This window comes from Mesorhizobium sp. WSM4828 (assembly GCF_055811175.1).
The window spans coordinates 247-26,322 of the sequence record NZ_JBVVQK010000017.1; the positions used below are offsets into that span (position 1 = coordinate 247).

A 26,076-nucleotide genomic window follows, 5' to 3' on the forward strand; every position below is an offset into this window, starting at 1 on the left:
AGGTTTCCGCCGGCCGGATGGGCTACAGCTGGAACCAGCTAAATCCACGTTGCCATATGTCCAAAGGAATGGTGCATGCCGTAACGTCAAAGCGCTGCTGCGGTGCAGAATTCCGCTCTGCTGCATTCTTCGACCAAGGTTACGGCATGGATCCCAAGGTCTCCGCGACGGAGCTTCGCTCCTGCTTCGCCCAGGGATGACGAAATCCGGGAGGTTTCCGCCGGCCGGATGGGCTACAGCTGGAACCAGCTAAATCCACGTTGCCATATGTCCAAAGGAATGGTGCATTATCTACGCGCTGAACGCATGTGATGATCATCGGCTTAGAGACGGAATGGCTGCGAGCCCTTCGTGGACGACACCCACTTCCTCAATGTCCGCCCAATTTACAAGCCGCTTGTTTCCGTTAACTTCATAAGTGAGGTGAGACATGTTGATGACCGCACGCAAGCCAGCAACGGTTGGCGAAATTCTTACTGAAGAATTCATGCAGCCACTCGGCCTGACACAGGCGGCTTTGGCCGAAGCCATGGGCGTCCAGCGCAAGCATGTCAACGAATTGTGCAACGGCCGCCGCAACGTAACGGCAGCGACCGCGCTCATTCTGGCGCGGGTGTTTGGCAACAGCCCGGATTTCTGGCTGAACGTCCAGCGCCGCAGCGATCTTTGGACGGTTATGAATTCGCCCGACGAGCGGGCGCGTGTTGATCGCGCCAAGCCTTTGGCGACAGCCGCATAGACAAGACTGCGACCGCCGCATTCCTCTAACGGAGCGCCCCTCTTAGTGTAGTGCCTTGACCAGCGCCGCCACCATCGCCTGCGGCCGGTAGCCGAGCCTGGCCGGCGTCAGGCCGAGCCGGACCACAACCAGCTGCTCCGAGGGGATGATGGCAACCGTTTGTCCGTCATGCCCCTCCATCCAGTAGGTGTCCTTGGGCAGGCCCGCGGCAATGCCGGCGCCGGGTCTTTCTTCGTCGCCCGGTCCTTCGATCCATAATTGCCCCTTGCCGTAGACCTTCGACGCAGTTGCCGGTTCCCGCATCCAGTCGACGAAGCCGGCGGGCAGGATCTCCTTGCCGTTCCAGACGCCGCCCTGCAGCAGGAACTGGCCGAAGCGCGCCCAGTCGCGTGCCGTGGCATAGAGATAGGATGAGCCGACGAAGGTGCCGTGCTCGTCGGCCTCTAGCACCGCGCTGTGCATGCCGAGCGGATCGAACAGCGCGGTCGTCGGCCAGGCCAGCGCCTTGTCCTTGTCGCCGATCGCGTCCTGCCACAATCGGGACAGCATCACCGCCGTGCCGCTCGAATAGGAAAACACCTTGCCGACCTCGCCGGTCAGCGGCTTGGATCCGGCAAAGCCCGCCATGTCCGGTTCGAGATAGAGCATGCGGGTTACGTCGGCGACGTCGCCATAATCCTCGTTGAATTCCAGCCCGCTCGACATCGCCATCATGTCGGCGAGGCTGATCACGGCGCGGCCATCTCCCTTCCAGGGACCGAACAGGCCCTGGTTGGTCATCGCCAGCTTGCCGTCCTTCACCAGCGTGCCGACAATCGCCGCATTCACCGTCTTGGTCATCGACCAGCCCAATAGCGGCGTCTTTTCGGAAAAGCCTTCGCCATAGCGCTCAGCGACGATGCGGCCGTTCTTGACCACCACGACCGCCCGCATGCCGACACCGGTCATTGCTGGATCGTCGAGGACTTTCGCGAGGTCTGGATCCTGCGAGGCATCGGCCTTGTCGCCCTCCGGCCAGATCGCATCGGGCAGTGGCGCCGGCGTCGGTGCAGCTCCGGCGACAGCCTCGGCGGCGGCAATATCGCCGTCGGGAACCGAGGCGCAGCCGAGCCCGTCGCGCGCAACCGCGACACTCTTGCCGAGCACACCGAACAGGCCCGCCGAAACCGTTCCCTTCTCCTTGTCGACCGACACTCTCATCAGCTTCAGCAGCGGATGACCCGGCGCCTGCACATCGACGGCAAGCACATCGTCGGCATCTCGCCCAGCGATGAAGACGTTCGAACAGACGATCTTGGCTGCGTAACCGGAGCCGACGCGGATCAGTTCCGGCGGGGCGAAATACAGCCAGGCGGCGAGTATCGCGGCGGCCAGCACAGCCAGACCGAGCAGCCATTTGACGAACTTCAAAAGGATCTGCATTTTGAGTTCCCCCGGCGCGCTCGATCTATGTCATCGATTTGCCGCCATTGTTTCGGCAAAATCGCGGCTCTTGTCGAGCGCCGTCAACCGAATATCAACCATGATCGGCGATCACAGGTGTATGTCGCCCAAAAGCATGCCCTTGGGCCTGACCCGAGGGTGCGCAGCGGTTCTGGGACAACGACATGCACAGACAAAAGAGCTAAGCGCGTCGAAACGATGCGCTTAGGACAGACCGGGCGATCCTGTGGGGTGACCGTCCGGCGGGGCTTGAATGCATGCGTCCCAAAACTGCGCAACGGTTTGGGAATGCATGAAACGAAGATCAAGGCGCATCGCGTAAGTCGGTTTCAGACACGCCGCGCCCGGTCGAGGGGCCACCCGCGGAAAGACCCATCAGCGGCCGGCTGAAACCGGCTCGGGAAGTAGCGATGCGCCGTTTCGCGGTTCTCATCACGCTGACGCTGCTTGGTGCCTGCTCGACGGTCGAGGATCTGACGCCATCGCTGTCGTCATCCAGCGCCCCGACGGTTGCGGTACGCGCGCCGCGTTTTGCCGATTCCGACCCGCATGAATGGGACAGCGGCGCACCGTGGAGCTATGCCGTCCACGGCACCGACGTCTCCAAATACCAGACCTCGATCGACTGGCCGGCGGCCAGGGCCAGCGGCATCTCCTTCGCCTTCATCAAGGCAACTGAAGGCGGAGACCGGTTCGATGAAGCTTTCAACGAGCATTGGAGCCGCACCAAGGCGTCGGGCATTCCCCGCGCCGCCTATCACTTCTTCTACTTTTGCACGCCGGCCGCTAGCCAGGCGCGCTGGTTCATCCAGAATGTGCCCAAAGACAGCTCGGCCATGCCGCCGGTTCTCGACATGGAATGGAACCCGAAATCGCCGACCTGCAAGCTGCGGCCCGATCCCGCCACGGTACGCAGCGAGATGAGCACATTCCTCGAAATCGTCGAAAAACACTACGGCAAGAAGCCGATCATCTACACCTCGGTCGACTTCTTCGAAGATAATGGTTTATCGGGCTTCCGCAATTACCCCTACTGGCTGCGCTCCGTCGCCGGGCACCCGCGCCAGAAATACGGCAGCCATCCCTTCACCTTCTGGCAGTATACCGGAACGGGCGTCGTGCCGGGCATGGCCGGAAACGCCGACATCAGCGTCTTCAACGGCTCCGAAGCCGCCTGGAAGAAGTGGTTGCGGCAGAACACCCGTTGACACCGGGCCTGTCGCCTGCTTTTCGACACAGCCAATGACGAATGCCTGCAACCGCCGGTAATCTTCTTGGAAGGATAGCGATGCGATTGCGCTTTGGACTTCTCGCGGCGCTGCTCCTGTGCGCCGTACCGGCCGCGGCAGAGCAATGCGGCGGCGATTTCGAGGCATGGAAGCAGGGTGTGGCGGCGGAGGCCAGGGCGGCTGGCGTCGGCGCTGCCGGCCTTGATGCGCTGGAAAACGCCACCCTCGATGAGAAGGCATTGGCACGCGACCGCGCCCAAGGCGTCTTCACCCAGACCTTCATCGAATTCTCGAACCGCATGATCTCGTCGCATCGGCTGAAGCAAGGTGCGGCCAACCTGCAAAAATATGCCGAGGTCTTTGCCCGCGCCGATCGCCAATTCGGCGTGCAGGCGCCGGTCATCGCCGCCTTCTGGGCCCTGGAAACCGATTTTGGTGCCGTGCAAGGCGATTTCCACACACTGAACGCGCTGGTGAGCCTCTCACATGACTGCCGCCGCCCGCAGCTGTTCCGGCCACAGATCGTGCCGCTGCTGATGTTGATCGATCGCGGCGTGGTGCCGGCCGACGTCACCGGTGCCTGGGCCGGCGAGATCGGCCAGACGCAGATGTTGCCCTCCGACTATCTCGGTCACGGCGTCGACGGCGACGGCGACGGCCTGGTCGACCTGCGCGGCAGCGCGCCTGATGTGATCATGAGCACGGCCAGCAAGATCCAGTCGCGCGGCTGGAAGCGCGATCAGCCCTGGATCGAGGAAGTCCGCGTGCCCGACGATTTGCCTTGGGAGCAGACGGGACGCACCAACAAGCTGCCGTTGACGCAGTGGGCGCAGTGGGGCGTTACCAGGCCCGACGGTACGCCGCTTCTCGACAACGGCATGAAGGCCGGCCTGGCACTGCCTATGGGCCGCAAGGGGCCAGCCTTCCTGACCTACGACAATTTCGACGTCTATCTCGAGTGGAATCAGTCCTTCACCTATGCCCTGACCGCGGCAAATCTTGCCGCCCGGCTGGGGGGCGCGCCGCGCTTCGATCCGCGCAACCCCGAACCCGGCCTCAACGGCGACCAGATGAAGGCGCTGCAGACCAAGCTCGAGGCGAAAGGCTATGACGTCGGCACCGTCGACGGCATACTGGGCAGCAACACCCGCGAAGCGATCCGCAAGGAGCAGATGCGGCTGGGCCTGCCGGTCGACGGCTGGCCGACGCCCGAGCTGCTGGCCAGGCTGTGACGGTGGTGAATGGTGAAAAGGAATAGCACCGGAGCCGCACAGAGCACCAGAGCTACTACTATTCACTATTCACTATTCACTATTCACTATTCACTATTCACTATTCACTATTCACTATTCACTATTCACTATTCACATCACTCCCTCGCCAGCAGGAAATCGATAAAGGCTCGCAGCGGCGCGGGAACCTGCCGGGAACTCGCGTGATATAGATAAAAACCCGGAAATCTCGGCGACCAGGCTTCGAGAAAGCGGATTAGCTTTCCCGCTTCGATCCACGGCCGGACCTGATATTCCATCATGTACGCCACGCCGACCCCATCCAGAACTGCCCCGATCATCAGTTCCGTATCGTTGACCGTCAGGCCGCCGCTGACGGCCACTTCCAAGGCACGTTGGCCCCGGGCGAACTCCCATCGATAAAGATTGCCGCCGCTCGGCCACTGGAAATTGATGCACTGGTGCTGATGCAGGTCCGCGGGGTGACGGGGTATCGGGTGATGCTCGAGATAGCTCGGCGCCGCCACTGCGGCCATTTCGAGTTCCTCGCTGAGTTTCACCGCCACCATGTCCTTGTGCAGCCGCTCACCCAGTCTGATCCCGGCATCGAAGCGGCCCTCGACGATGTCGGTGAGCATGTCGTCGACGATGATTGTGAGGGCGATATCGGGATAGGCGCGGCGGAAATCGCCCAGGATCGGCGCGATGAAACGCGTGGCGGCGATGCGCGGAACATTGATGCGCAGCGAGCCTGCCGGCCGGCCGCGTGACGCATGCGCGTCGGCAACGGCCCCTTCCAGTTCGCCGAACGCCGGTGCGATGCGGGCAAACAGCTTCTCGCCCTCGGCGGTCGGCGACATGCTGCGCGTGGTGCGGTTGAGCAGGCGGACACCGAGACGCTCTTCCAGCCCGCGTATCGTCTGGCTGAGTGCTGGAGGCGAAATCCTGAGCTTGGCCGCGGCGCGGACGAAGCTGCCCTCTTCGATGATTGCTGCAAACGCCGTGAGTTCGGAAAACTCGCTTCCTCGCATTATGTACCCCAGGCTTAACAGGTCAGTTAGATAATAGGCTATTCTCTGAGCAATAGCATGCCCCTAGCTTTCCCTGGAACGCCGCTCGATCGAGGCGGCCGTCATCAGACGGAAGGAGAAGCCATGCATCGTCCACTCGAAGGCAAAACCGCACTTGTGACCGGCAGTTCGCGCGGCATCGGACGCGCCATCGCGGAGGGGCTCGCGGCCAAGGGTGCTGCCGTGGTCGTCAACTATGTCGGCAACGAGAAGGCAGCCAGGGAGGTCGTTGCCGCCATTGAGGGAAATAGCGGAAAAGCGATCGCCATCCAGGCGGACGTCTCCGGCATCCCTGATATTCGCAGGCTGTTCGAGGAAACCGAACGGCAGATGGGGCCGATTGACATCGTCGTCGCCAATGTCGGTGTCGCGGTCATAAAGCCGCTCGTCGAGGCCACCGAAGCGGACTTCGATCACGTCTTCGGCGCCAATGCCAAGGGCACCTTCTTCACGCTTCAGGAGGCGGCGCGCCGCGTTCGCGACGGTGGCCGTATCATTGCCGTCTCCACCGGTGGAACCAGGATGTTCTTCACGCACACGGCGCTCTATCTCGGCAGCAAGGGAGCCGTCGAGCAGTTCGTCCGCGTCCTCTCGCGCGAACTCGGCCCGCGCGCCGTTACCGTGAATGCGCTTTCGCCAGGCTTCACCGACACCGACTTGCTCCCCGAACGGGACCGCGCCGTGGCCGCCGGCATGTCGCCCTTCGGCCGGATCGGAGCGCCGCGCGACGTCGCCGATGTCGCGGCTTTCCTCGCCTCGGACGAAGCTCGCTGGCTGACTGGCGCGAATATCCAGGCCGGCGGCGGGGTAGCCTGAGTAGTAAGTAGTAAGTAGTAAGTAGTAAGTAGTGAGTAACGAACTGCTTCTACTCACTACTCACTACTCACTACTCACTATTCCCTAATCCGCCATCGTCTCCAGGCTGGCAAACCCCTGCGGCGCATCGCCTTCGTCGAATGGCGTCGCCACCTCGACGAAAGTATCGGGATAGAAGCCGTTGAACCGTGTTCGGAGCGACAGCGAATAGGCGCCGATATGGCCGATCTCGATCCAATCGCCGGTATCGACGGTTTCGGGCAACCAGAACGGCCGCGACAATATATCGACGGAATCGCAGGTCGCGCCGCAGACCTTGAACGGCACGATGGTCTTGTCCTCGCCATTGCGCGAGCGGATCGCCGGATCGGGGATGAAGCGCGCCGGCAGCGTGATCTTGCCGGTCCATGAATCCGACAGCGACGCCCAGATGCCGTCATTGATGTAGAGCCTTTTGCCCTTGCGCAGCAGCACACGCACAATCAGCGACAGGCAGCGCGCCACGATCACCCGGCCGGGCTCGGCCACCAGCGGCATCTGGTCGAACTGGTACTCCTGCAGGTCGCCCGACAGGCGCGACATGATCTGGCCGAGCGACGGCATTTCCGGTTTGCGGCTGTTCGGATCATGACCGTATTCGGCCGGAAAGCCGCCGCCGACATCGAGCCCGGCAATGTCGAAACCGACGCGGTTGCGCACCCAGTCGGCGGAGGCCAGCGCCCGCTCATAGGTGTCGGGATCCTCGATCTGGCTGCCGACGTGAAAGCACAGCCCGACCTTGTAGCCGGTCCGGTTCAGCCGTTCGGCGAGTTCCACCGCATTGGCAGGCCCGGCGCCGAACTTCTTCGACAGCTCGTAGGCCGCCGAGCCTTTCGTCTGGATGCGGACGAACACGGTGATGGCGCCCGGATCGATGTCGAGCGCCCGCACCACCCTGGTCAGCTTGGTGATCTCGTCCTCATGGTCGAGCGAAATGACGCGGATGGCGTATTTTTCCAGCGCCAGCCTGATGTCCGACTGCGCCTTGACCGGGTGCATGTAGAGCATCTCGGCGTCGGGCGAGACGGCGCGCACGGCGGCGAATTCGCCGGGCGAGGCCACATCGAAGGCGCTGACGCCGGCCTCGACCAGGGCGTTGAGCACGATCTGCTCGCCATTGGTCTTGACCGCATAGGCGGTCTTGCCGGGAAACATGCCCATGAACTGTTTGGCGTCCGCCTTCAGCACTTGCGGGCGGAAGCAATAGATCGGATCGTCCGGGCGAAGCGCCAGCGCTGCCTCGCGGGCATTTTCGAATCGCTGCATGGATGAATCCCTTGACTGAGGCTGCGCACAATTAATCGAAGCTAGCGGCTAATGAAAACAATTCTATGTCTCGCCGCCCCGGCTTCGCGGCGCTACGCCGTTCTGTACCGCCGGTTATGGGCGAGCCAGGCCATCGCTCAGGTTTCGGGTGGCCCTTGCGGCCGGATCGGATATGGCGTGAACAGACGCCTGACGAGCAAGGCATCTCGTCTGGGAGGACGACCAATGGCGATAGCTGCCACCACCACGATGCGCGGGCCGATGGTGCTCAAAGACTGGGCGCAGCTTCTGCTGCTCGGCGCCATCTGGGGCGGTTCGTTCTTCTTTGCCCGCATTGCCGTGGCGGAACTTCCGCCGCTGGTGCTGGTGCTGTTCCGCGTCACCATCGCGGCGGCGGCACTGCAGCTCTATCTTGCGGTCCGCGGCCCGTCCTTTCGCCTCGCTTTGCCGCATGCCGGCCTGTTCTTCCTGCTGGCGCTCGCCAACAATGTCATCCCCTTCTCGCTGATCTTTGCTGGCCAGACCGAGCTTGGCGCCGGCGTCGCCTCGGTGCTCAATTCGACGACGCCGTTCTGGACGCTGATCCTCGCCAACGCCCTGACCAGCGACGAAAAGCTGTCATGGAACAAGCTCGCCGGCATCGCCCTCGGTATCGCGGGAACGGCGGTGATGATCGGTCCCGGCCTGATTGCCGGGCTCGGCGGCCCGGTCTGGGCGAAATTCGCGCTGATCGGCGCCTCGGTTTCCTATGCGGTGGCGCTGATGATTGCCCGCCGCTTCAAGGGTGTGCCGTCACCGGTCATTGCCACCGGCCAATTGACTTGCTCGACCATCATCATGGTCCCGGTCGTGCTGCTTAGCCATGGCACTGCCAATCTGTTTTCGGCCTCGCCGCCGGTCTGGGCGGCGGTGCTGGCGCTGGCGCTGCTGTCGACGGCCTTCGCCTATATCCTCTATTTCAACCTGGTCGCTTCGGCCGGCGCCACCAACGCCTCGCTGGTCACGCTCATCGTGCCGGCCAGTGCCATCCTGCTCGGCTTCCTGTTCCTGGGCGAGCGGCTCGAACTGTTCGAACTCGGTGGCATGGCGCTGATCGCGCTCGGCCTCGTCACTATCGACGGTCGCCTGTTCGGGCGGCGCTAAAGATGGCGCTATATGGGCGTGATCGCGGGAACAGATGAACCCTGCCATTCCAGACGCCAGATACCGCCTTGCCGGAGATTCTGAACGAGATCGGGAAGGAAGGCGGCAAGGCAGGTCCCGCCAACATGTCTCACGGAAGGATACACAAGACCGGTCGCGGCGTCTTGCTTGCGGAGTTGTTTCGCCAGCGCCTGACCGGCCGGATAGGCTAAGGCGGTATCCGGATCGAGCACCGGGTCCTTGCTGAACTCAGCACCGCGCAGATCGTGAAACGAGCCTATGAAGTCGGCAACGAGCTCCGCATAGTCGGTGGCGTTTTCGAACCGTTCGATCGCGGCAAGCTCGCGCGTCAGATGAAACGAGACCTCGCCGAGCGCGGTTTTTACATCGAATGCACAGTACCAGGCGCCCCTGGCATCATCGTTGAAACGATTGCCGCCCGGACGGGTGTAAGCGAACGCCGCATTGATGAAGGTGTAGCCCGGCCTCCCGAACACCAGTTCGCGCGGATCGAGGTCGGGCAATCCCCCTTGCTGCGCCTGAAGACGGCCGCCGGTGGCTCCTTCGAGCTCCGCAAGGTCCTCCAAATCCCCATGATTCCTGGCCAACGGCATCAGGACCGGCTCCTTGAGCCTGCCTGTCGAAATCAGCCGGATCGTGTCGCGCTGGGAAATATCAGCGCGCGGCGGGATCTGCATTCAAAGTCCACCGCGCAAGGCGTCGATGTGTTGGCGAACCTGCAGCAGTTTCGGAATGCCGCCCTCGATCATCACGTCCAGGGGGCGCCGGCCACCATAAAGAGGCCCTTTGTTCGGCAACCGCACCCATTCATCGGCAAGCGCCTCGGAAAACAGAAGCCGCAGTCCCTTGAAGATGCCGATCAGGGCGCTGATGCGTGTCAGCGAATCCTGGGAGAGAACGCCCTCCCACTCGCCTTTCTTCATGCGGAACCAGGTTCTCTCCGATACGTCGCCGATCAAGGTACAGATCTCGGTGCTGGTCAGATGCCAGATGTCTGCGAGCCTGACGATGCCGGCAACAGCAGCTGGCGTGATCCGCGCCCGTGCCGAGGCATCCGCCAGATTTGCCGGCAAAGCCTGATTTGCAGGATCGCGAACCGCATAAGCGACACTCATTCCGACCTCCATCACTTGGCAGGCTATATACTGCCAATTGGCAGCCTATTCAAGTCCCGGGCTATCCTCACAACGCGCTGCTGGTCGCCCTTCGCTTCATGTAGCGTCCGGCATCCGGCTGGACGTGCAAAGGATGCCTCGAATCTTCGGTTCGGTGCGAAAATCGATTTCCGATCTCTGCGGCGGTAGCGCTGCCATTCTCGTTGCTGCCCCGGCTTTGCCACAAATTATTCACAGGTCCCGAGCCGGCTTTTGACAAAGAGTTTCAATGCCTAACGGCAAACGGCAGGTCGCAAATTCCACAATCTCGTCGCATTGCAGCAAAGTTTCTGCTTGCCTGTGGCACAAATGACCCTAGACTCTCGCCATAGCTCTTTAAGAGGAGGCTATGACATGGGACTGACGAGGCCGATCAACGCATTGATGATTTGTGCTGCGTTTGCATTCATCGGCGCCCTCATTATGGGCGTCCTTCCATAAGGCCGCTGAGCGGGGGAAGACCAGCACCGAATACTCCAAATCATTGAAAAGGCCGGGCATTTTGCCCGGCCTTTTGCATTTGGGACGGGCCTACGCCGCGGCGGATCCCGCCGCCTCGACTTCGTGCGACCTGATGCCGATCATGTGGCAGATGGCAAAGACCAGATCGGCCCGGTTCATCGTGTAGAAGTGGAAATCGCCGACGCCGCGCTCGACAAGGTCCAGCACCTGCTCGGCCGCCACGGCAGACGCCACCAGCGCATGCGTTTGCGGGTCGTTCTGCAGCCCATCGAAGCGCTCGGCCAGCCATGCCGGCACCAAGGCGCCGCACCGCGCCGAGAAGTTGGCGACCTGGGTGAAATTGTGCACCGGCAATATGCCCGGCACGATTGGTATGTAAATGCCGGCCCGCCGTGCCCGCTCGACGTAGCGCTCATAGAGATCGTTGTCGAAGAAGAACTGCGTGATCGCCCGCGTCGCTCCGTTGTCGGCCTTGCGCTTCAGCATGTCGAAGTCGGTGGCGAAATCCGGGCTTTCCGGATGTTTTTCCGGATAGGCCGAGACCGATATGTCGAAATCGCCGGCGCCCTTCAGCGCATCGACCAGTTCGGCGCCATTGGCATAGCCTTCCGGATGCGGCCGGTAGGCCGCGCCGACGCCCTCGGCCGGATCGCCGCGCAGTGCTACGAAACGCTTGACGCCCATATCGGCGAACTCCCGGATCACCGCATCGACCTCGTGGCGCGCCGCATCGACGCAGGTCATGTGCGCCGCCGGCGTCAGCGTCGTTTCGTTGAGGATACGCTTGACGGTGCGGGCCGTGCGCTCGCGGGTCGAACCACCGGCGCCGTAGGTGACCGAAACGAATTTCGGCCTGAGCGGCTCAAGCCGGGTGACCGTGTCCCACAGCCTTGCTTCCATGTCGTCGTTCTTCGGTGGAAAGAACTCGAACGAAACCCTGACCTTGTCGCCGATGTCGGGGCGGCGGGAGAAGCGGAACTGGTTCATCAGGCGGTTTCCCCTATCGGATACGCATTGGCCGGTTGTCTGTCGTTGGAAGGCTCGGCAATCAGCATGCGCCGATCGCGGCCGAGCCAGAGTTTGACGGTGAGCTTGGCCTCGTTGCCGCCGCGCGGCTCGAATTCCTGGCTGTCCTCGAGGTCGAGGCCCGCCTCGGAAAACCAGTCGCCAATTTGCCGGTCGGAAAAGCCGAGGCGCATATGCGCGTGCTCCTCGCGCAAGAACTCCAGCGTGTGCGGCGCGAAATCGACGATCACCAGCCGGCCGGCCGGGCGCAACAGCCGCGCCGCCTCGCGGATGGCGCGGGCGGGATCGTCGAGATAGTGCAGCACCTGATGGATGGTAACGAGGTCGAAGGCGTCGCGCTCGACCGGCGGCGCAAAAATGTCGCCCTGGCGCACCTGCGCATTCGAAACGCCCGCCTTGTCGAGATTGGCGCGCGCCACAGTTAGCATCTCGCGCGACATGTCGATGCCGACGCCGCGCCGATAGAGCGGCGAAAAGATCTCGAGCAGCCGTCCGGTGCCGGTGCCGAGATCGAGCATCGACTGGAACGGCCGCTTGCCGACGACTTTGATGAGGGCTGCCTCGACCGCGCGGTCCGGCACATGCAGCGAGCGGATATGGTCCCAGCTTGCGGCGTTTACCGAGAAATATTCGGCAGCCCGGTCCTGCCGCTTGCGCTTGACCGCGGCCAGCCGTTCGAGATCACGCTCGACCTGCGGATCGGCGCCGCGGATGCCGGAAACCAGCCTCAGCACGAAATCGCGCGAGGAGTCGGAATCCGATAGCCGGAAGAACGCCCACGAGCCCTCCTGGTAGCGGCCGATCAGCCCTGCCTCCAGCAGCAATTTCAAATGGCGCGAGACGCGCGGCTGCGATTGGCCGAGGATTTCGGTGAGATCGGACACGGTCAGATCGCCGCGCGACAGCAGCGCCAATATGCGCAGCCGGCTGGATTCGGCAGCCGCCTTCAATGTATCTACCATCGTGTCGAGAGCGACATGCATGCGAGCATTCTCTTTGAAAAGATATAAACATATGTTTATGTCGGTTTTGATAGGCTTGCAAGCGCTATGTCGCTTCCGGACAAGAAAATGACGCATGCGTGGCGGACCGCGCAAGGCCGCAGGCATGATCGAGGCGAGACCCATGTTCGAAACGCGCAGCGGCGAAAAGCTTCTGGAAACCGACCCGGCAACGATGCCGCCGGATGGCCATGTCGTCTTCATCGGCCGCATCGCTTCGCCTTGGGTCACGCGGGAGACCTGCCCCAAGAACATGAAGGCAGCGCGGGAGACGGGACAGCCGGCGGTTCTCACGATCGATCCGCTCTATCGGGGCGGCCTGCTTGGGCTGGAACGCGCCAGCCACGTGATCGTCCTGTCCTGGCTGCACCATGCGCCGCGGCAACTGATTATCCAGAAACCCCGCCATGCCACGGAGCCGAAAGGCGCCTTTTCGCTGCGCTCCCCTGCCCGGCCGAATCCTGTCGGACTGCATGTCGCCAAGCTCGTCGCACTCGACATCGACACCGGCCGCGTCGAGCTTGACGCCATCGACGTGCTCGATGGCACGCCGGTCATCGACATCAAGCCCTATTTCGCCTCGACCGATGCCTTCGCCGAGGCGACCATGGCTGGGCGGAACGAGACGTCCAGATCGGACGAGCAGTGAGCGCCCCGACCGGCCGCCGCCGCGCCATCGCCAAGACGCTGACAGCGCTTCTGCCGCTGGCGCCTTATGCCGACATGGAAAAGATCCGTGCCGATGCCGGCGCCGTGCACATGAAGAGCTTGCCGCCGAGCATTGCCGTGTGGCTGGCGACGATTGCGCATATTCGTCACGCCCACACCGACTACGAAAAGCTGCTGGCCGACGGCTATGACCGCGATTCCGCGCGCTTCTTCGTCATCGAACAAACCAACATCGTGCTGACCCGCTGGCGTGCCACCCGTCTGCTCGACGATGAGGATGAGGCGTAGAGGATGGGTTCTGCGGCGCCCCCTCTGTCCCGCCGACGTCAGGTCGGCAACAAAAAACCCGCCTCGGGAGGCGGGTCGTTGGAGCCAATTGGCACCATACGTAAATTAGTAGCATAGCTGCCGGCACAAAGCAAGAACAAAGTTTGCTCGCCTTCAGCGTTGAATCGCGACTTCGTTTCAGCTTGGGTTTTGAGAGGTCGAGGGACAGTGCCCCTCTGCCCTGCAGGATATAGGGGTACGAAGGAACGCGGCTTCGACTGGCAACACCGCCTTGCCTGGACTCACCTTCAGGCCCGGTAAATCCACTGCTCGGGCACGCGCACCGATATCTCCTCGCCGGCGGCGATCGTGCCGGGCTTCTCGACCCAGGCGACGAGGCCGCGCAAGCGCTTCGCCGCTTTCGGGAACAGCAGCGCGCCGGCCTCGTGGTCGGCCATCCCGGCATTTTCGGCGACCGATCGCCCGGCGATCCTGCAAGGCCCATTCTGCGCGTCGATCTTGACGGTCGTGCCGCCTTTGAAGAACAGCAGCGAGCCGGATGGCAGCATCGAGAGGTGCGGCAGGCCTTCGATCAGGAGATTGGCGCCGATCCATTCCGGCTTGATCGCGGTAATGCCCATCCGTTCGGCAACGATTGCGAGTTCGTCCGCTGCCACGATCGACAATTGCCGCTCGTTGCGTATCTCGGTGCCGCGCGGATACCAGGGTTCCCGCCCGCCGGAGCGCCGCGTCGTGCCGGCATGGAAATCGCCCTCGATACCGTCGAAACCGAGCTGCAGTGCATCCACCGCTCGCGTCTCAAAACGATCGAATGGTGCGAGATAGAGCGCCGTCACCCTGGCGGCGAGTTTTCGCGCCGGCACGATCTCGACCGGATTTTCGGTTGCGGGAAACAGATCCGGCATTGGTTTCATTCCTAGCGACGGGATGCAATTAGCCGAAGTCGATTTATGGGGTCCAGTCGAAAGCGTTGATGCTCCAATCAAGGCGGCTGATACGGGGCGGCACCACCAGCTTCCTGGTTGAATCAGCCCTTGCAAAAGCGTGCCGCATTGCTGCCGCGCTGCATCGGTTGATAATATCGATCAGGTCAAGCCTGCAGAGGTTATCATGCATCCCGCATCGGCAATCGCACAGCTCTGGCTGCTCTGGGTTATCTCATGGGCCGCGGCCGCCTTCTGGGCCGACCGGGTGAAAAAACGCGCCGGCTTTAGGGCGGAACTGCCCTACCGGGCGGTGCTGGTGGTCGGCACGATCCTGCTCTTCATCCCGGCGCACGGTTATGCCGGCTCGCTGAGGCTTTGGACGCCGAACCTTGCCGAAGCGTGGATCTGCGTCGCCCTGATTGCCGCCGGCCTGGCATTTGCCTGGTGGGCGCGGCTGCATCTCGGCCGCCTGTGGTCGGGCACGGTCACCGCCAAGGCAGAGCACCGCGTCATCGACAGCGGCCCCTACCGGCTGGTCCGCCACCCGATCTACACCGGGCTGCTTCTGGCAATCCTCGCCACCATGGCGGCGAAAGGCACCCTCTGGGGCGTTGCCGGTGCCATCGTTCTCACCGCCGGCATCGTCATGAAGGCAAGGCTGGAGGAACGTTTTCTGCGCGGCGAACTGGGTAGCTCTTACGACGACTATGCCAGGCGCGTTCCGATGCTGGTGCCGTTCGCGCCGAGCTAATGCATGTCGCCCAAAAGCATGCCCTCGGGCTTGAACCGAGGGTGCACAGCGGTTTTGGGACAACGACATGCATAAAACAAAAATCTAAAGCATGCGTAACAGCGCGCCGCCGATCGAGTAGCCGGCGCCGAAGGCGCAGAGCAGGCCGTAGTCGCCGGCCTTCATATCGGCATGGTTCTCCGACAGGGCGATGATGGCACCGGCGGCGGCGGTGTTGCCGAGGCGCTCCAGCACCATCGGCGCGCGGTCATGGTCGACGTCATGGCCGAACGACAGTTTCAGGATCATGGCGTTCATCCGCGCATTGGCCTGATGCAGCCAGAAGCGCCGGATCGCTTGCGGCGTCAGCCCGTGCTCGGCCAGGAATTCGACGATGAACTTGTGGCCGGCGACGGTGACTTCCTTGAACACCTTGTTGCCGATCTGCTTGATCAGATTGCCTTCCAGATCGATCATGTATGGATCGTCCTGGGTGGCGCGGGTGTAATAACCGAGATTGGTGCGGATGCTGTTCGACATCTGCGTCCAGGTGCGCGTGTCGAGCACCTCGAAGCGCCCCGGCCGCTTCTCGCCCTGCGCGAGCCCCTCGACGATCATCGACACGGAAGCGTCGCCGAAGATGAAATGCGTCTGCCGGTCGCGAAAATTGAGATGCCCGGTGATGATCTCCGGCGTCGTCACCAGCACGCGTTTATGCGCCCCTGCCCGCACCAGATTGACCGCGATGTGCAACGCCGCCGCCGCCGAAGAGCAGCCAAGCCCCATATCGAAGCCGGCGCCTTTCGTCCCTAGCGCCTGCTGCATTTCGATGGCGATCGCCGGATAGGGCCGCTGATGGTGCGAGGCCGAGCAGATCACCAGGTCGATATCCCCAGGTTTCAGCCCGGCATGATCGAGCGCCTTGCTGGCCGAGGCGATGCCGAACTCGGCCTCCAGCGACAGCGCATCGTCGGGCCGCGCCGGGAAACGCGGCGCCATACGGGTCGGGTCGAGGATGCCCTCCCGTTCGATGACATGGCGGGTCTGGACGCCCGAGGCATGGACGATGAAGGCACTGTCCGATTTCTGCAGCAGCGGCTCGCCCGAGACCTCGCGGCGGACGTTCTCCATGTCCACCCAGCTGTTGAAGCTGGCGACGAGTTCCTCATTGGTGATCGAAGCTTCGGGGATCTCAACGCCGATGCCGCTGATGATGACGCGATGCATTTCCAGTTCGTCCCGTGCGCAGGCGTTGCGGCTTCATGTCGACGCCGCAAAAAGCTCGGCGCAACCTCTTTTGCACCTAGCCAGTTTATGCCGGCTTAAATCAAGTCCCTGGAAACAGTCTTTACCAGGCGCAGAGCTTGGTATTGGTCTGCGGGTTGTTCCAGCAGGCACCGTCATCGCGGCTGCGCACGAATTGCCCGGGCAGCGGCACGTTGCGGCGGCCGAGATTGACATAGCCATAGGCAAAACCCGGCCCGTCGATCTCCAGGACGTAAGTTGGATAGCCCGGCGCCGAGATGCGAAAGCTGCCGGCATCGTCCAGCGCCCGGTAGCTGCAGGAGAAATAGCCGTCGTCGCTGGTGAAGCAGCGCGCTCGCTTGGCCTGCGCCGATATCGAAAAGGCAAGCACAGCGGCCGCACAAATACTGCCGCCGAAAACTATCTTTTTCAGTGTCATCATCCACCCCCCATGGCCCATGAAGGGCCGTTATCCCTGCCCCAGCGAGATGCGCATGACGGCCAAAGCCGGTCAAGCATCCGCCATGCACTGTTTTTGGGTGTGACCAAAACTTTCTAAGAGACTGTTTCGAAATTCGTTCTGGCGAGTCATATGGTGGTGGTTTCGAGAACCGGAGCGCAGCGGACATTTAGGTCCGTGAGCACCGGAAGCGCAGAAAACGCCATCAGATGGCCGCCAGAGTAGAATTTCCAAACGGTCTCTACGCCACGATGAAGATACGGGGAAAGCGCAGCAATACCTTGCCGCTTGCCGTTTTCGGATAGGCTTCGCTGATCCTGGCCGTGTAGCGCTTCAGGAAAAGGAGCCGCTCGTTCTCGTCGAGCGGATCGAGGAACGGCTTCAACCCGGTCGACTTCACCCATTCGACGATCGCCTCGGCATCGGCCAGCGGATGGTTGTAGATCGTGTGCCAGATATCGAGCCGATCCGAGAATGGCGACAAAAGGTCGTAGTAGAACGCGACCGGCGGCAGCGGCGCGCGGGCCGCGCGCTCGAGCTTTTCGGCAAACGGCATCTCGGCCGCGGTCTCCCGCATCAGCCGGTGCGAAGGCTCGGCCATATTGTCCGGCATCTGCACGGCAAGCGCGCCGCCGGGCGCCAGAAATCCCATCAGCCGCTGGAAGACCGCCGGATGCTCCGGCAGCCACTGAAACACCGCATTTGCAAAGATCACGTCGACCGGTTCGGCCGGCTGCCACGTCGCCGCATCCGCCAAGCCAAAGCTGACGCCGGGAAGGCGCGCCTTGGCCTTCTCGATCATGTCGGGCGAGGTATCGAAGCCGCTGATCTGCGCCTGCGGCCAGCGCTCGACCAGCAATTCGGTCGAATTGCCCGGCCCGCAGCCAATATCGACAACCCGGCGCGGTTCCTGAACCGGCACCTGCGCAAGGAGATCGCGCGCTGGGCGAGTGCGCTCATCCTCGAATTTGAGATATTGGGCGGCGGACCAGTCTGGTCTCACCTTCGCGACGGTATTCATCGATAGACCTCGCGACGGTCGCCGACTTGAACCACCCAAATTGCGACGGCGCTATCGTCGATCCTTGTCAGAATTCGGAATGAACCCACACGATATTTCCAGAGGCCCGCAAGCGGTCCTGTTAGCGCTTCGCCAAGTTCGCGTGGATTATCGCGCGGGGCGAGCCTGTTTTCCAGGAAGTCGACAATCCGACGCTGATCGGACCTTTGCAATCTGGAGATATCCTTCAGTGCGCGCTTCTCGACACGAATTGTCCACACGATCAACCGTCACTGCGGTCGCTTGCATCGTCCAATCCCAGTCGTTCCTTAACTTCGGCCAGAGAAAGCCATTCACCTTCACCATCGTTAAGGCGCTCGAGGGCGATTAGTCCGTCCTCCAAATCCTGAATTTGCTCGACAATGGCCTCAACGACTACGTCGTGTTTTGTCCGGCCAGTTTTCCTTGCCACGATCTCGAGGCGTTTTTCCAGCGCGGTCGGAAGTTCCACATTAAGCATGTTTGTCTCCTTCCGGTAATTCTACGAGCAGCCTGGAATGCTTGCAACCAATCCGTTCCCTACCTCGTCAGCCGCTTATACGTCATCCTGTGCGGGTTGACCGCTTCTGGGCCGAGGCGGCGGATCTTGTCCTGCTCGTAATCCTCGAAATTGCCTTCGAACCATTCGACATGGCTGTCGCCCTCGAAGGCGAGGATGTGCGTCGCCAGGCGATCGAGGAACATGCGATCGTGCGAGATGATGACGGCGCAGCCGGCGAAACTCTCGAGCGCGTCTTCAAGTGCGGCCAGCGTTTCGGTATCGAGATCGTTGGTCGGTTCGTCGAGCAGCAGCACGTTGCCGCCGGTCTTCAGCATCTTGGCCAGATGCACGCGGTTGCGCTGCCCGCCGGACAGGTTGCCGACCTTTTGCTGCTGGTCGCCGCCGCGGAAATTGAACGACGCGCAATAGGCGCGGGTATTGGCTTCGAACTTGCCGAGCTTGACCACTTCGGCGCCGCCCGAAATCTCTTCCCAGACGGTCTTGGTCGGGTCGAGTGCGTCGCGGCTCTGATCGACATAACCGAGCTTGACCGTCTCGCCGACGCGGATGGTGCCGGCGTCCGGCTTTTCCTGGCCGGTGATCATGCGGAACAGCGTCGTCTTGCCAGCGCCGTTCGGGCCGATGACGCCGACGATGCCGCCCGGCGGCAGCTTAAATTCGAGATCGTCGATCAAAAGCGTGTCGCCAAAGCCCTTCGACAGGCCCTCGACCTCGATCACCACATTGCCGAGCCGTTCGCCATGCGGAATGACGATCTGGGTGTCGCTCGGACGCCGCTTGTCGGCTGCATCCAGCAGATCCTGGAACGCCTGGATACGGGCTTTCGACTTGGTCTGCCTTGCCTTCGGGCTGGACTGGATCCACTCGCGCTCGCGGCCGATCGCCCGCTGGCGCGCATCGTCCTCGCGGCCCTCCTGCTTGAGGCGCTTGGCCTTGGCTTCGAGATATTTGGTGTAGTTGCCTTCGTACGGGATACCGCGGCCGCGATCGAGCTCGAGGATCCAGCCGGTGACGTTGTCGAGGAAGTAGCGATCGTGGGTGATGATCATCACCGCGCCCGGATAGGCGCGCAGATGCTTTTCCAGCCACGCCGTCGTCTCGGCGTCGAGATGGTTGGTCGGCTCGTCAAGCAGCAGAAGGTCGGGCTGGCGCAGCAGTAGCTGGCAGAGCGCGACGCGGCGGCGCTCGCCGCCCGACAGCTTGGTGACATCGGCCTCCTTGGGCGGGCAGCCGAGCGCCTCCATCGCCATCTCGACCTGCTGTTCGAGATCCCACAGGTTGAGCCGGTCCATCTCGTCCTGCAGCTTGGCCGACTCGTCCGCCGTCTCGTCGGAATAGTTCATCATCAATTCGTTGTAGCGCTCGATGATGGCGGTCTTGGCGGCGACGCCTTCCATGACGTTCTCGAACACGTTCTTGTTCGGATCGAGCGCCGGCTCCTGCGCCAGGTAACCGACGGTAGCGCCTTCGGCCAGCCAGGCCTCGCCGCTCCACTCCTTGTCGATGCCGGCCATGATCTTGAGGATCGTCGACTTGCCGGCGCCGTTGGGGCCGAGGATGCCGATCTTGGCGTCCGGGTAGAAGGACAGATGAATGTTCTCGAGCACCTTCTTGGTGCCGTAGGCCTTGTTGAGGCCGGCCATGTGATAGATGAACTGGCGTGCCACGCGCGCTTTCCCTGAAAAGTCGACTGATGTCGGATTGAATGGAAGTTGGGCGCTATGTAAGCGATGCGGCCCCGAACGGCAAACAGTTTTGGTCCCAAGCGGTTTTGGTCGCACCCGCAAACGCTTAGCCGCTTCATTTCGTGCCGGCGCCCGGGCGAAAGCTCCGGTTAACCATTCCGCGTCAAAACAGTGTTGGATGGGAAATCGCTGGCAGCCGCGATTTCGGGGAGAGAGATCGGGCCGTGCTGAACAGTTTCCTGCTTTTTGCCGAAGCGGTTCTCTATTTCGGCATCATGGTCACGCTTTTCCGGTTCAGGGGCCGCATCGGCCTCGGCGTCTTTGTTTGCGCCCTTGGCGTCATGCATTTCCTGGAAACCTATCTCGCCAGCGTCTTCTACGTCGCGCTGCCGTTCGGCATGGTGTCGCCGGGTTCGGCCGTGCTGTTTTCCGGCAAGCTGGTCATGCTTCTCCTGCTCTACATCAAGGAGGACGCGGCAACCGTCCGCCAGCCGATCTACGGCCTGCTGCTCGGCAATACTCTGATGATCGGGCTCGTGCTGATCCTGCGCCTGCACGACATCGCACCGCTGCCCGACGGCAAGCTTCCCGACATCGGCTTTATCGACGAGATGGGCTGGCTGATGGTGTGGGGCACGACGCTGCTGTTCGTCGACGCCATCCTGATCATCCTGCTCTATGAAAAGCTCGGTAAATATCTGCGCAAGGCGCTTTTCACCCGCATCCTGGTCTCCGTCGCCTGCGTGCTCACCTTCGACCAGGCAGGTTTTTTCACGGCGCTGCATTTCGTCACCGGTGCGCCGGTCGCAGTGTTCTTCGGCGGCTGGTTCGCCAAGATGGCAGCGGCCTTGGTCTACAGCACCATGCTGGTCGCCTATATCAGGTGGTTCGAGGCGCGGCAGGTGCCGGCGCCGCGCGGGCTTTCCGACATTTTCGACACGCTGACCTATCGCGAGCGCTATGAGGCGCTGGTCGAGCATGTCGGTCGCGACGGCCTCACCGGCCTGCTGCACAGGGGGCGCTTCGACAGCGATGGCGAGGCCGCCGTTGCTGCCAGTCTGCGCACCGCCAGGCCGCTCAGCCTGCTGATCATTGATGTCGACCACTTCAAATCGATCAACGACCGCTTCGGCCATGCCGAGGGCGACAAGGTGCTGAAAGCCCTGGCGATTTTGCTTGGCGAACTTGTCGGGACCGAAGATCAATTGTTCAGGATCGGCGGTGAGGAATTCGCCATCCTTGGCTGGCGTCCGCAGCCGCTTGCCAGACTGCTGGGCGAAACCGTCAGGCAAGCGGTCAAGACGTCCGCAAGCACCAGCCGGTTCGACATCACCATCAGCGCCGGCATCTCGACGGTCAGCGAGACCACCCGTTGCCTTGCCGATCTCTTCGCGCTGGCCGACCAGCGTCTCTACAAGGCCAAATCGACGGGGCGCGATCGCGTTGTCGGCGAACCGGGCGGCAACGAAGCAGACGGGCGCAACACGTGGACCAGGCCGGAGCGCAGCGCCGGCGCGTAACGCTACTCTGGCCTTTGCTTGGGGCAATCAGGATTTGCGCCGCTGCCATGCGCCGATCGCAACCGAAACCGCCATCAGCGCGATCGCCAGCCATTTCAACGCGGTAATAATCGGACCAGCATCGATGTCGTAGGCAATGAACAGAAGGATGCCCGGCACCAGCAGGCCGCAGAGCACGAGCGTGATCCGGTTGATCTGCCATGACACTTTTGCGGCAAGCGCCTGGTCGCCGGGCACGGCGACAAGCGCGGCGTGCAGCGACTTCGGCGCGACCAGCGCGGTCGAAAGACGCAGCGAAACCGGCAGGCCTATGCCGATGATCAGCAAGGCGCATGCCGCCAGGAGCAGCGAAAACTTGAGCGCACTGGTTTCGGCCGGTACCGGGAACAGCAGCTCCGCCATCGGCAGGAAGACACAGAAGATCCCGAGCGCCGCAATGGCGATGAAGATCGCCGCGTTGACCAGCGTGAACAATTGGTACGTGCCGCCGCCGACGGGTTTGGCGAGCGTGGTCATGCGCACCCACTCGACTTCGGTGTAGGAAAAGCCCGGCCACTCCATATGGCCGTCGCGGATCGCCGTCATGCCCTTGGCCCAGAACGCCAGCCGCGCCAGCGCGCCGCCCGTCATGCCACTCATCGCCACCCCCCTGCGAATGATACCCAGGGATCATACCATCCCCGGTGCAAAGCGACAGTCGCGTTCGGCCTGTTTACTGGAACCCGACGGCATCGACCGTGCCCTTCGGGCAGCCGGCCTTGGTTGTTGGCGCCGAGGCTAGCAGCAGGGCACCTAGCGAAGCGTTCGAAGCGATCGGGCCGGTAAGGCCGAGCGTCAGCTCGCCGATCAGCCGCCTGCCGTTCGAAGGATCGACCACGCAGGACACACGGACCCGGTCGCCCGCGCCTTTGCCGAAGGCGCTGTCGAAGGTGCTGCGGATCTGATCGGACGTGAGCTGCTTGCCGATGTTCTTGGTGAAGAGATCGCGCACCGGCGACGCGTTCACCGCGCGCATCAGGTTCAAGGCGTCGGCGAAATACTCCTGCTGGCTCTTGCCGTAGCAGGTGCCGTGCTTGATCCATTCATGCCTTTCGAGGGCGGATGCGGTGCCCGGCATCACCTGGTCGAGTTCCGCTCGCGTTTTCGGGTCAAGGGTGACCACCGGCAAGTCTCGCCAGTGCGCAGGATCGTCGTTCGCCTTGTCGCTTGCCGCGACCTGGCAATAGAAATTTCCGTTCGGCTGCGGCCACAATCCATGCAAGGTGAAGTGGGTCGCATCGAAACCGGCGGCGGTCTGCGTCCGGCATTCAGTCTTGCCGGATTTGGTCTCGCAGAAAGCCGGCTGCCAGCTCAGCGCGAAGACATATTCCGGCTTTCCGGACGCCGATGGCTTGTTCGGCTCGGCAGGCGCCGGTGCAGCCGGCATCGTCGACGCGCTGCCGCCCGAAACATGGCCGCAGCTGATCTTGACCCAGCGGCGCTCCGGATCGGCGCCCGGCACGCGGATGAGATAGTGCGTTGGTGCGTCCTTGTTGCCGGCCAGGAGATCATAGCTCTGGCCAGCCGCGGTCGAGACATTGCCGGGGTTCTTGCCGTTCTTGATCGCCTGCGTCGCCGGACAGGCGAAATCAGCAACGAAAGAGCCGGTCATCTTCACATCGGCCCGCGCCACGCTTGTGCCAGCAAACGCAAGAAACACCGCCCCCCATATCGCCCAAATCCGCATTCCGGCACTCCTCATGATTCACGCCGCAAGCTAGAAACTTGCGACATGTCAGAATTACGATTTGTTTCGCCGGCCGCAAAAAAACAATCGCCAGCGCATTGAGACGGGTCCCGCGTGGTCGATCAGGATCCGCCCGCCTCCACCCGTTCTGTCAGGGTGCGCAGCAGATCAAGCGAGGCTTTTAGCGCGTCGGCGTCCATACCCTCCGAAACGCGGTTCGCCCAAACATGCTGGCGTGTGCCGATATTCTTGACCGCTGCCCGGCCGGCATCGGTTATCGACAACAGCTTGGCGCGGCGATGCGCGGGGTTGTCGGCGTAGGCGGCAAGCCCCTCCGCAGCCAGTATGTCGGCCAGCCGCTGTACGCTCTGACGGGCGAGGCCCATGTCGCGAGCGATGTCGGCCACGGATTTCGGCTCCTTCAAAACCGCACCCAAAACCTGCCAGCGCGCTGCCGTCAGCCCGGTTGGAGCGGCCAGCCGGTCGGCCGCATCCAGAAAACTGCCGTTCATCCTGAACACGGCAAGCACCAGATCGGTGAGCACATTTGCGGCTTCGGTCCTGGTCGTCATTTCTGGCCGGCCTCGATGGTCGCGACGAAATTGTTGACGGCTTCGGCTACCACCTCGGGCTTGTCAAGCATCACCCAATGGCCGCTGACTGCCACGATCTGGCGCGGAATGTCCGTGCGCAGCCGGTAGAGCGCGGCTGGAGTGTCACTGGCCTCGGTAGCCAATACGAACATCGGCCCGCGATACGCATTGAGTGCCGGCTCCGGGTTCCATTCGGCCAGTGCCTTGCCGACACCTGCCCTCGCCGCCGGATCGACCACTGCCGCATCGGCCAGAACACGCTGGCGAACAGCCGCGTTAGGGCCGGCAATCGACGTGTAATAGGCGTTCAGGACATCGCGGCCTTGCGGACCGGCCAGATCGCGGACAAAGCCGTCACGAATCGCCTGCGGCAGCGCACGAGGATCGGTCGCCGGGTCGACGAGCAAGACACCGGCGACCCGGTCGGCATGGCTGGCGGCATAAGCGAGCGCCACGCCACCGCCGCCGCTGTGCGCGACAATGAGAAACCGCTTCAGGCCAAACGCGTCGGCCACGGCACCGACATCCATTGCACGGCCGTCATAGCCATAGTCACCGTCCTGCGCCGGCGCGGAGGCGCCATGGCCGCGAAAATCGAAGGCTACCGCCTCGCGGCCTTCGACGGAGAGCTGCATTACCCGGTCCCAGTGGGAAGCGCGGCTGCAATCTCCATGCAGGAACATGATCGGCAGGCCATTGCCGGAGTTGATCCTATAAGTGGCAAGCTTGCCTTGTGGGCCCGGAACGGTGGACGTCATCATGGTCATCTCCCTGGTTTCCTGACTGAACGCAGCAATCCCTGGCAGCAGGGTGGCCGTCGTAAAGGCGAGGCTCGCCAGCAAGATTGCACGCCGCGAAATGGCCCGGTGGTTTTCATAGTCATACCCCCAATCTGCTGCCGATCATTTGACAGTATGCTGTCATATAATCACATTGACAGCATACTGTCAACTACCGTCGAATGGGTACACTACGTCCCTTGACGTCGATCGCTGCGTCGCCCAACAGTCGCCGACGGGAGCGAGACATGCCATTTGACGAGCAGAGGATGCTGGCATCGCCGACCGGCGCCGGGCTGAACCTCTATGTGAAAAACGCCGTCGGCGAGCCGCGGGCAGTCATCCAGATCAATCACGGGCTGGCCGAACACGCCGCGCGCTATGCCCGCTTCGCCGATTTCCTCGGCGCGCGCGGCTACCAGGTCTACGCGCACGACCACCGTGGCCACGGCGCTACCAAGGCACCCGACGCGCCACCTGGCAGGTTCGCCGATGCGGATGGCGGTGCCAAGGTCATCGCCGATGTCGCCGCCGTCCACGATCTGATCGCCAGGGAACGGCCTAGCCTGCCGGTCATCGTCTTCGGCCATTCCTTGGGCGCGTCGGTCGCGCTGAACTTTGTCCTCCGCCACTCGGCGCGCATCCATGCCGCCGCAATCTGGAACGGCAATTTCTCGGCCGGCCTGCTCGGCCAAATCGCGCTGGGCATGCTTGGCTGGGAAAAGTTCCGGCTTGGCTCAGACGTGCCGTCGCGCCTGCTGCCCCAGCTGACATTCCGGGCCTGGGGCAAGGCCGTGCCCAATCACCGGACGCCGTTCGATTGGCTGTCGCGCGATGCCGTTGAAGTCGAGAAATACATCGCCGACCCGCTTTGCGGCTGGGATGCGTCGGTGTCGATGTGGCAGGACATCGTCAAGATGACGCTGCATTGCGGCAGCGACCGCAATTTTTCCGGCGTGCGGCGCGACCTGTCCGTCAACCTGGTCGGAGGCGAGCAGGATCCGGCCTCGGATGGCGGCAAGGCGGTCAGCCATCTTGCCGGCCGGATGCACATGATGGGTTTTTCGAATCTCGTTTCAAAGGTTTACGCCGAAACCCGCCACGAAAGCCTGAACGAGATCAACCGAGACATCATCATGGAGGATTTTGCCGCCTGGGCCGACCGCGTGCTGAGGGCACAGCGATACTTGGCCCATTGCAAGGGCCGTGACAGCGGCGCGCGGGGTTGATAGAGGCTGCGCTTTCGATCAAC

The 26,076-nt window shown here is 62.5% G+C and carries 29 protein-coding genes; 11 read left to right on the forward strand and 18 right to left on the reverse strand.

Annotated elements, in window-relative coordinates; all coding sequences use genetic code 11:
* Together AC0L2X_RS19370 and AC0L2X_RS19375 are read left to right on the forward strand one after the other, a co-directional pair.
* A partial coding sequence (locus AC0L2X_RS19370) for a hypothetical protein (RefSeq protein WP_473561388.1) occupies positions 1-200 on the forward strand: 200 nt, incomplete at its 5' end.
* 230 nt (positions 201-430) lie between these two features.
* The gene (locus AC0L2X_RS19375) at positions 431-739 is read left to right on the forward strand and encodes a HigA family addiction module antitoxin (protein ID WP_473561390.1); all 309 of its coding nucleotides are present in this window, start codon (positions 431-433) and stop codon (positions 737-739) included.
* Between the two features lie 42 nt (positions 740-781).
* Here AC0L2X_RS19375 and AC0L2X_RS19380 read toward each other — a convergent pair whose 3' ends face one another.
* Positions 782-2,161 carry a serine hydrolase domain-containing protein gene (locus AC0L2X_RS19380; RefSeq protein WP_473600261.1) on the reverse strand — a complete coding sequence of 460 codons (1,380 nt, stop codon included), beginning with the start codon at positions 2,159-2,161 and terminating at the stop codon, positions 782-784.
* 431 nt (positions 2,162-2,592) lie between these two features.
* Here AC0L2X_RS19380 and AC0L2X_RS19385 point away from each other — a divergent pair, with 431 nt between their 5' ends.
* On the forward strand, positions 2,593-3,390 hold the full coding sequence (locus tag AC0L2X_RS19385; RefSeq protein ID WP_473561393.1) for a glycoside hydrolase family 25 protein: 798 nt from the start codon (positions 2,593-2,595) through the stop codon (positions 3,388-3,390).
* Between the two features lie 80 nt (positions 3,391-3,470).
* Complete coding sequence (locus AC0L2X_RS19390) at positions 3,471-4,643, forward strand: lytic murein transglycosylase (protein WP_473561395.1); 1,173 nt, start codon at positions 3,471-3,473, stop codon at positions 4,641-4,643.
* A 137-nt stretch (positions 4,644-4,780) separates the two neighbouring features.
* On the opposite strand, the gene AC0L2X_RS19395 is transcribed toward AC0L2X_RS19390, so the two are convergent.
* Entirely contained in the window at positions 4,781-5,674 is an 894-nt protein-coding gene (locus AC0L2X_RS19395) for a LysR family transcriptional regulator (RefSeq protein WP_473561397.1), read from the reverse strand.
* Between the two features lie 123 nt (positions 5,675-5,797).
* On the opposite strand from AC0L2X_RS19395, the gene AC0L2X_RS19400 reads away from it, so the two are divergent.
* Complete coding sequence (locus tag AC0L2X_RS19400; protein ID WP_473561399.1) at positions 5,798-6,529, forward strand: SDR family oxidoreductase; 732 nt, start codon at positions 5,798-5,800, stop codon at positions 6,527-6,529.
* An 84-nt stretch (positions 6,530-6,613) separates the two neighbouring features.
* Here the strand turns inward: AC0L2X_RS19400 and AC0L2X_RS19405 are convergent, their stop codons facing one another.
* The gene (locus AC0L2X_RS19405) at positions 6,614-7,834 is read right to left on the reverse strand and encodes an alanine racemase (RefSeq protein ID WP_023721223.1); all 1,221 of its coding nucleotides are present in this window, start codon (positions 7,832-7,834) and stop codon (positions 6,614-6,616) included.
* Positions 7,835-8,059: 225 nt separating this feature from the next.
* Here AC0L2X_RS19405 and AC0L2X_RS19410 point away from each other — a divergent pair, with 225 nt between their 5' ends.
* The gene (locus AC0L2X_RS19410; RefSeq protein WP_352492722.1) at positions 8,060-8,977 is read left to right on the forward strand and encodes a DMT family transporter; all 918 of its coding nucleotides are present in this window, start codon (positions 8,060-8,062) and stop codon (positions 8,975-8,977) included.
* 8 nt (positions 8,978-8,985) lie between these two features.
* Here the strand turns inward: AC0L2X_RS19410 and AC0L2X_RS19415 are convergent, their stop codons facing one another.
* The 4 genes from AC0L2X_RS19415 to AC0L2X_RS19430 all read right to left on the reverse strand — a co-directional run bounded on the left by AC0L2X_RS19415 (position 8,986) and on the right by AC0L2X_RS19430 (position 12,623).
* Complete coding sequence (locus AC0L2X_RS19415; protein WP_473561401.1) at positions 8,986-9,675, reverse strand: RES family NAD+ phosphorylase; 690 nt, start codon at positions 9,673-9,675, stop codon at positions 8,986-8,988.
* The gene (locus AC0L2X_RS19420; RefSeq protein ID WP_352749581.1) at positions 9,676-10,113 is read right to left on the reverse strand and encodes an MbcA/ParS/Xre antitoxin family protein; all 438 of its coding nucleotides are present in this window, start codon (positions 10,111-10,113) and stop codon (positions 9,676-9,678) included.
* A 570-nt stretch (positions 10,114-10,683) separates the two neighbouring features.
* Positions 10,684-11,601, reverse strand: coding sequence for a methylenetetrahydrofolate reductase [NAD(P)H] (gene metF, locus AC0L2X_RS19425; protein ID WP_352564450.1), 918 nt, complete (start codon positions 11,599-11,601; stop codon positions 10,684-10,686).
* Positions 11,601-12,623, reverse strand: coding sequence for an ArsR/SmtB family transcription factor (locus AC0L2X_RS19430; RefSeq protein WP_352564449.1), 1,023 nt, complete (start codon positions 12,621-12,623; stop codon positions 11,601-11,603). Before AC0L2X_RS19430 ends, metF begins: the two co-directional genes overlap by 1 nt.
* A 142-nt stretch (positions 12,624-12,765) precedes the next feature.
* Between AC0L2X_RS19430 and tsaA the strand changes: the two genes are divergently transcribed.
* Together tsaA and AC0L2X_RS19440 are read left to right on the forward strand one after the other, a co-directional pair.
* The gene (gene tsaA / locus AC0L2X_RS19435; protein WP_473561448.1) at positions 12,766-13,290 is read left to right on the forward strand and encodes a tRNA (N6-threonylcarbamoyladenosine(37)-N6)-methyltransferase TrmO; all 525 of its coding nucleotides are present in this window, start codon (positions 12,766-12,768) and stop codon (positions 13,288-13,290) included.
* Positions 13,287-13,598, forward strand: a complete 312-nt coding sequence (locus tag AC0L2X_RS19440; RefSeq protein WP_473561402.1) for a DUF2293 domain-containing protein — start codon at positions 13,287-13,289, stop codon at positions 13,596-13,598. The genes tsaA and AC0L2X_RS19440 overlap by 4 nt, the downstream gene beginning before the upstream one ends.
* 287 nt (positions 13,599-13,885) lie before the next feature.
* Here AC0L2X_RS19440 and AC0L2X_RS19445 read toward each other — a convergent pair whose 3' ends face one another.
* The gene (locus AC0L2X_RS19445) at positions 13,886-14,503 is read right to left on the reverse strand and encodes an MOSC domain-containing protein (protein ID WP_473561404.1); all 618 of its coding nucleotides are present in this window, start codon (positions 14,501-14,503) and stop codon (positions 13,886-13,888) included.
* A gap of 205 nt (positions 14,504-14,708) precedes the next feature.
* On the opposite strand from AC0L2X_RS19445, the gene AC0L2X_RS19450 reads away from it, so the two are divergent.
* Positions 14,709-15,275: a methyltransferase family protein gene (locus AC0L2X_RS19450; RefSeq protein WP_473561406.1), complete on the forward strand. Its 567-nt coding sequence runs from the start codon at positions 14,709-14,711 to the stop codon at positions 15,273-15,275.
* A gap of 84 nt (positions 15,276-15,359) precedes the next feature.
* Here the strand turns inward: AC0L2X_RS19450 and AC0L2X_RS19455 are convergent, their stop codons facing one another.
* The 6 genes from AC0L2X_RS19455 to ettA all read right to left on the reverse strand — a co-directional run bounded on the left by AC0L2X_RS19455 (position 15,360) and on the right by ettA (position 20,188).
* Positions 15,360-16,481 (reverse strand): beta-ketoacyl-ACP synthase III, encoded by a 1,122-nt coding sequence (locus AC0L2X_RS19455; RefSeq protein ID WP_352709690.1) that lies wholly within the window; start codon positions 16,479-16,481, stop codon positions 15,360-15,362.
* A 121-nt stretch (positions 16,482-16,602) separates the two neighbouring features.
* Positions 16,603-16,941: a hypothetical protein gene (locus tag AC0L2X_RS19460; protein ID WP_473600262.1), complete on the reverse strand. Its 339-nt coding sequence runs from the start codon at positions 16,939-16,941 to the stop codon at positions 16,603-16,605.
* Between the two features lie 259 nt (positions 16,942-17,200).
* Positions 17,201-17,980 carry a trans-aconitate 2-methyltransferase gene (gene tam / locus AC0L2X_RS19465; RefSeq protein ID WP_473561410.1) on the reverse strand — a complete coding sequence of 260 codons (780 nt, stop codon included), beginning with the start codon at positions 17,978-17,980 and terminating at the stop codon, positions 17,201-17,203.
* Entirely contained in the window at positions 17,977-18,240 is a 264-nt protein-coding gene (locus AC0L2X_RS19470; RefSeq protein WP_473501666.1) for a type II toxin-antitoxin system RelE family toxin, read from the reverse strand. The genes tam and AC0L2X_RS19470 overlap by 4 nt, the downstream gene beginning before the upstream one ends.
* A gap of 2 nt (positions 18,241-18,242) precedes the next feature.
* Positions 18,243-18,479 carry a type II toxin-antitoxin system RelB family antitoxin gene (gene relB / locus AC0L2X_RS19475; protein ID WP_473561411.1) on the reverse strand — a complete coding sequence of 79 codons (237 nt, stop codon included), beginning with the start codon at positions 18,477-18,479 and terminating at the stop codon, positions 18,243-18,245.
* A 59-nt stretch (positions 18,480-18,538) separates the two neighbouring features.
* Positions 18,539-20,188, reverse strand: a complete 1,650-nt coding sequence (gene ettA, locus AC0L2X_RS19480) for an energy-dependent translational throttle protein EttA (protein ID WP_352453385.1) — start codon at positions 20,186-20,188, stop codon at positions 18,539-18,541.
* A 242-nt stretch (positions 20,189-20,430) separates the two neighbouring features.
* On the opposite strand from ettA, the gene AC0L2X_RS19485 reads away from it, so the two are divergent.
* Entirely contained in the window at positions 20,431-21,726 is a 1,296-nt protein-coding gene (locus AC0L2X_RS19485; RefSeq protein WP_473561413.1) for a GGDEF domain-containing protein, read from the forward strand.
* 27 nt (positions 21,727-21,753) lie between these two features.
* Here the strand turns inward: AC0L2X_RS19485 and AC0L2X_RS19490 are convergent, their stop codons facing one another.
* The 4 genes from AC0L2X_RS19490 to AC0L2X_RS19505 form a co-directional block, all read right to left on the reverse strand.
* The gene (locus AC0L2X_RS19490) at positions 21,754-22,365 is read right to left on the reverse strand and encodes a hypothetical protein (protein WP_473561415.1); all 612 of its coding nucleotides are present in this window, start codon (positions 22,363-22,365) and stop codon (positions 21,754-21,756) included.
* Positions 22,366-22,438: 73 nt separating this feature from the next.
* Positions 22,439-23,452: a ribonuclease T2 family protein gene (locus AC0L2X_RS19495; protein WP_473561416.1), complete on the reverse strand. Its 1,014-nt coding sequence runs from the start codon at positions 23,450-23,452 to the stop codon at positions 22,439-22,441.
* Positions 23,453-23,574: 122 nt separating this feature from the next.
* The gene (locus AC0L2X_RS19500) at positions 23,575-24,024 is read right to left on the reverse strand and encodes a MarR family winged helix-turn-helix transcriptional regulator (RefSeq protein ID WP_352644767.1); all 450 of its coding nucleotides are present in this window, start codon (positions 24,022-24,024) and stop codon (positions 23,575-23,577) included.
* Positions 24,021-24,806, reverse strand: a complete 786-nt coding sequence (locus AC0L2X_RS19505; protein WP_473600263.1) for an alpha/beta fold hydrolase — start codon at positions 24,804-24,806, stop codon at positions 24,021-24,023. The genes AC0L2X_RS19500 and AC0L2X_RS19505 overlap by 4 nt, the downstream gene beginning before the upstream one ends.
* Positions 24,807-25,072: 266 nt before the next feature.
* Here AC0L2X_RS19505 and AC0L2X_RS19510 point away from each other — a divergent pair, with 266 nt between their 5' ends.
* On the forward strand, positions 25,073-26,053 hold the full coding sequence (locus AC0L2X_RS19510) for an alpha/beta fold hydrolase (protein WP_473561419.1): 981 nt from the start codon (positions 25,073-25,075) through the stop codon (positions 26,051-26,053).
* The last annotated feature ends 23 nt before the right edge of the window (positions 26,054-26,076 follow it).

Coding starts and splice junctions, on each gene's coding strand:
- AC0L2X_RS19490 (WP_473561415.1), bottom strand. CDS start 22,365: ATGAGTGGCATGACGGGCGGCGCGCTGGCGCGGCTGGCGTTCTGGGCC.
- AC0L2X_RS19395 (WP_473561397.1), bottom strand. CDS start 5,674: ATGCGAGGAAGCGAGTTTTCCGAACTCACGGCGTTTGCAGCAATCATC.
- AC0L2X_RS19445 (WP_473561404.1), bottom strand. CDS start 14,503: ATGCCGGATCTGTTTCCCGCAACCGAAAATCCGGTCGAGATCGTGCCG.
- AC0L2X_RS19375 (WP_473561390.1), top strand. CDS start 431: ATGTTGATGACCGCACGCAAGCCAGCAACGGTTGGCGAAATTCTTACT.
- AC0L2X_RS19420 (WP_352749581.1), bottom strand. CDS start 10,113: ATGAGTGTCGCTTATGCGGTTCGCGATCCTGCAAATCAGGCTTTGCCG.
- AC0L2X_RS19405 (WP_023721223.1), bottom strand. CDS start 7,834: ATGCAGCGATTCGAAAATGCCCGCGAGGCAGCGCTGGCGCTTCGCCCG.
- AC0L2X_RS19390 (WP_473561395.1), top strand. CDS start 3,471: ATGCGATTGCGCTTTGGACTTCTCGCGGCGCTGCTCCTGTGCGCCGTA.
- AC0L2X_RS19385 (WP_473561393.1), top strand. CDS start 2,593: ATGCGCCGTTTCGCGGTTCTCATCACGCTGACGCTGCTTGGTGCCTGC.
- AC0L2X_RS19505 (WP_473600263.1), bottom strand. CDS start 24,806: ATGATGACGTCCACCGTTCCGGGCCCACAAGGCAAGCTTGCCACTTAT.
- AC0L2X_RS19410 (WP_352492722.1), top strand. CDS start 8,060: ATGGCGATAGCTGCCACCACCACGATGCGCGGGCCGATGGTGCTCAAA.
- AC0L2X_RS19460 (WP_473600262.1), bottom strand. CDS start 16,941: ATGATGACACTGAAAAAGATAGTTTTCGGCGGCAGTATTTGTGCGGCC.
- AC0L2X_RS19455 (WP_352709690.1), bottom strand. CDS start 16,481: ATGCATCGCGTCATCATCAGCGGCATCGGCGTTGAGATCCCCGAAGCT.
- tam (WP_473561410.1), bottom strand. CDS start 17,980: ATGAATACCGTCGCGAAGGTGAGACCAGACTGGTCCGCCGCCCAATAT.
- AC0L2X_RS19450 (WP_473561406.1), top strand. CDS start 14,709: ATGCATCCCGCATCGGCAATCGCACAGCTCTGGCTGCTCTGGGTTATC.
- AC0L2X_RS19495 (WP_473561416.1), bottom strand. CDS start 23,452: ATGCGGATTTGGGCGATATGGGGGGCGGTGTTTCTTGCGTTTGCTGGC.
- AC0L2X_RS19400 (WP_473561399.1), top strand. CDS start 5,798: ATGCATCGTCCACTCGAAGGCAAAACCGCACTTGTGACCGGCAGTTCG.
- AC0L2X_RS19510 (WP_473561419.1), top strand. CDS start 25,073: ATGCCATTTGACGAGCAGAGGATGCTGGCATCGCCGACCGGCGCCGGG.
- metF (WP_352564450.1), bottom strand. CDS start 11,601: ATGAACCAGTTCCGCTTCTCCCGCCGCCCCGACATCGGCGACAAGGTC.
- relB (WP_473561411.1), bottom strand. CDS start 18,479: ATGCTTAATGTGGAACTTCCGACCGCGCTGGAAAAACGCCTCGAGATC.
- AC0L2X_RS19430 (WP_352564449.1), bottom strand. CDS start 12,623: ATGCATGTCGCTCTCGACACGATGGTAGATACATTGAAGGCGGCTGCC.
- tsaA (WP_473561448.1), top strand. CDS start 12,766: ATGTTCGAAACGCGCAGCGGCGAAAAGCTTCTGGAAACCGACCCGGCA.
- AC0L2X_RS19415 (WP_473561401.1), bottom strand. CDS start 9,675: ATGCAGATCCCGCCGCGCGCTGATATTTCCCAGCGCGACACGATCCGG.
- AC0L2X_RS19500 (WP_352644767.1), bottom strand. CDS start 24,024: ATGACGACCAGGACCGAAGCCGCAAATGTGCTCACCGATCTGGTGCTT.
- AC0L2X_RS19380 (WP_473600261.1), bottom strand. CDS start 2,161: ATGCAGATCCTTTTGAAGTTCGTCAAATGGCTGCTCGGTCTGGCTGTG.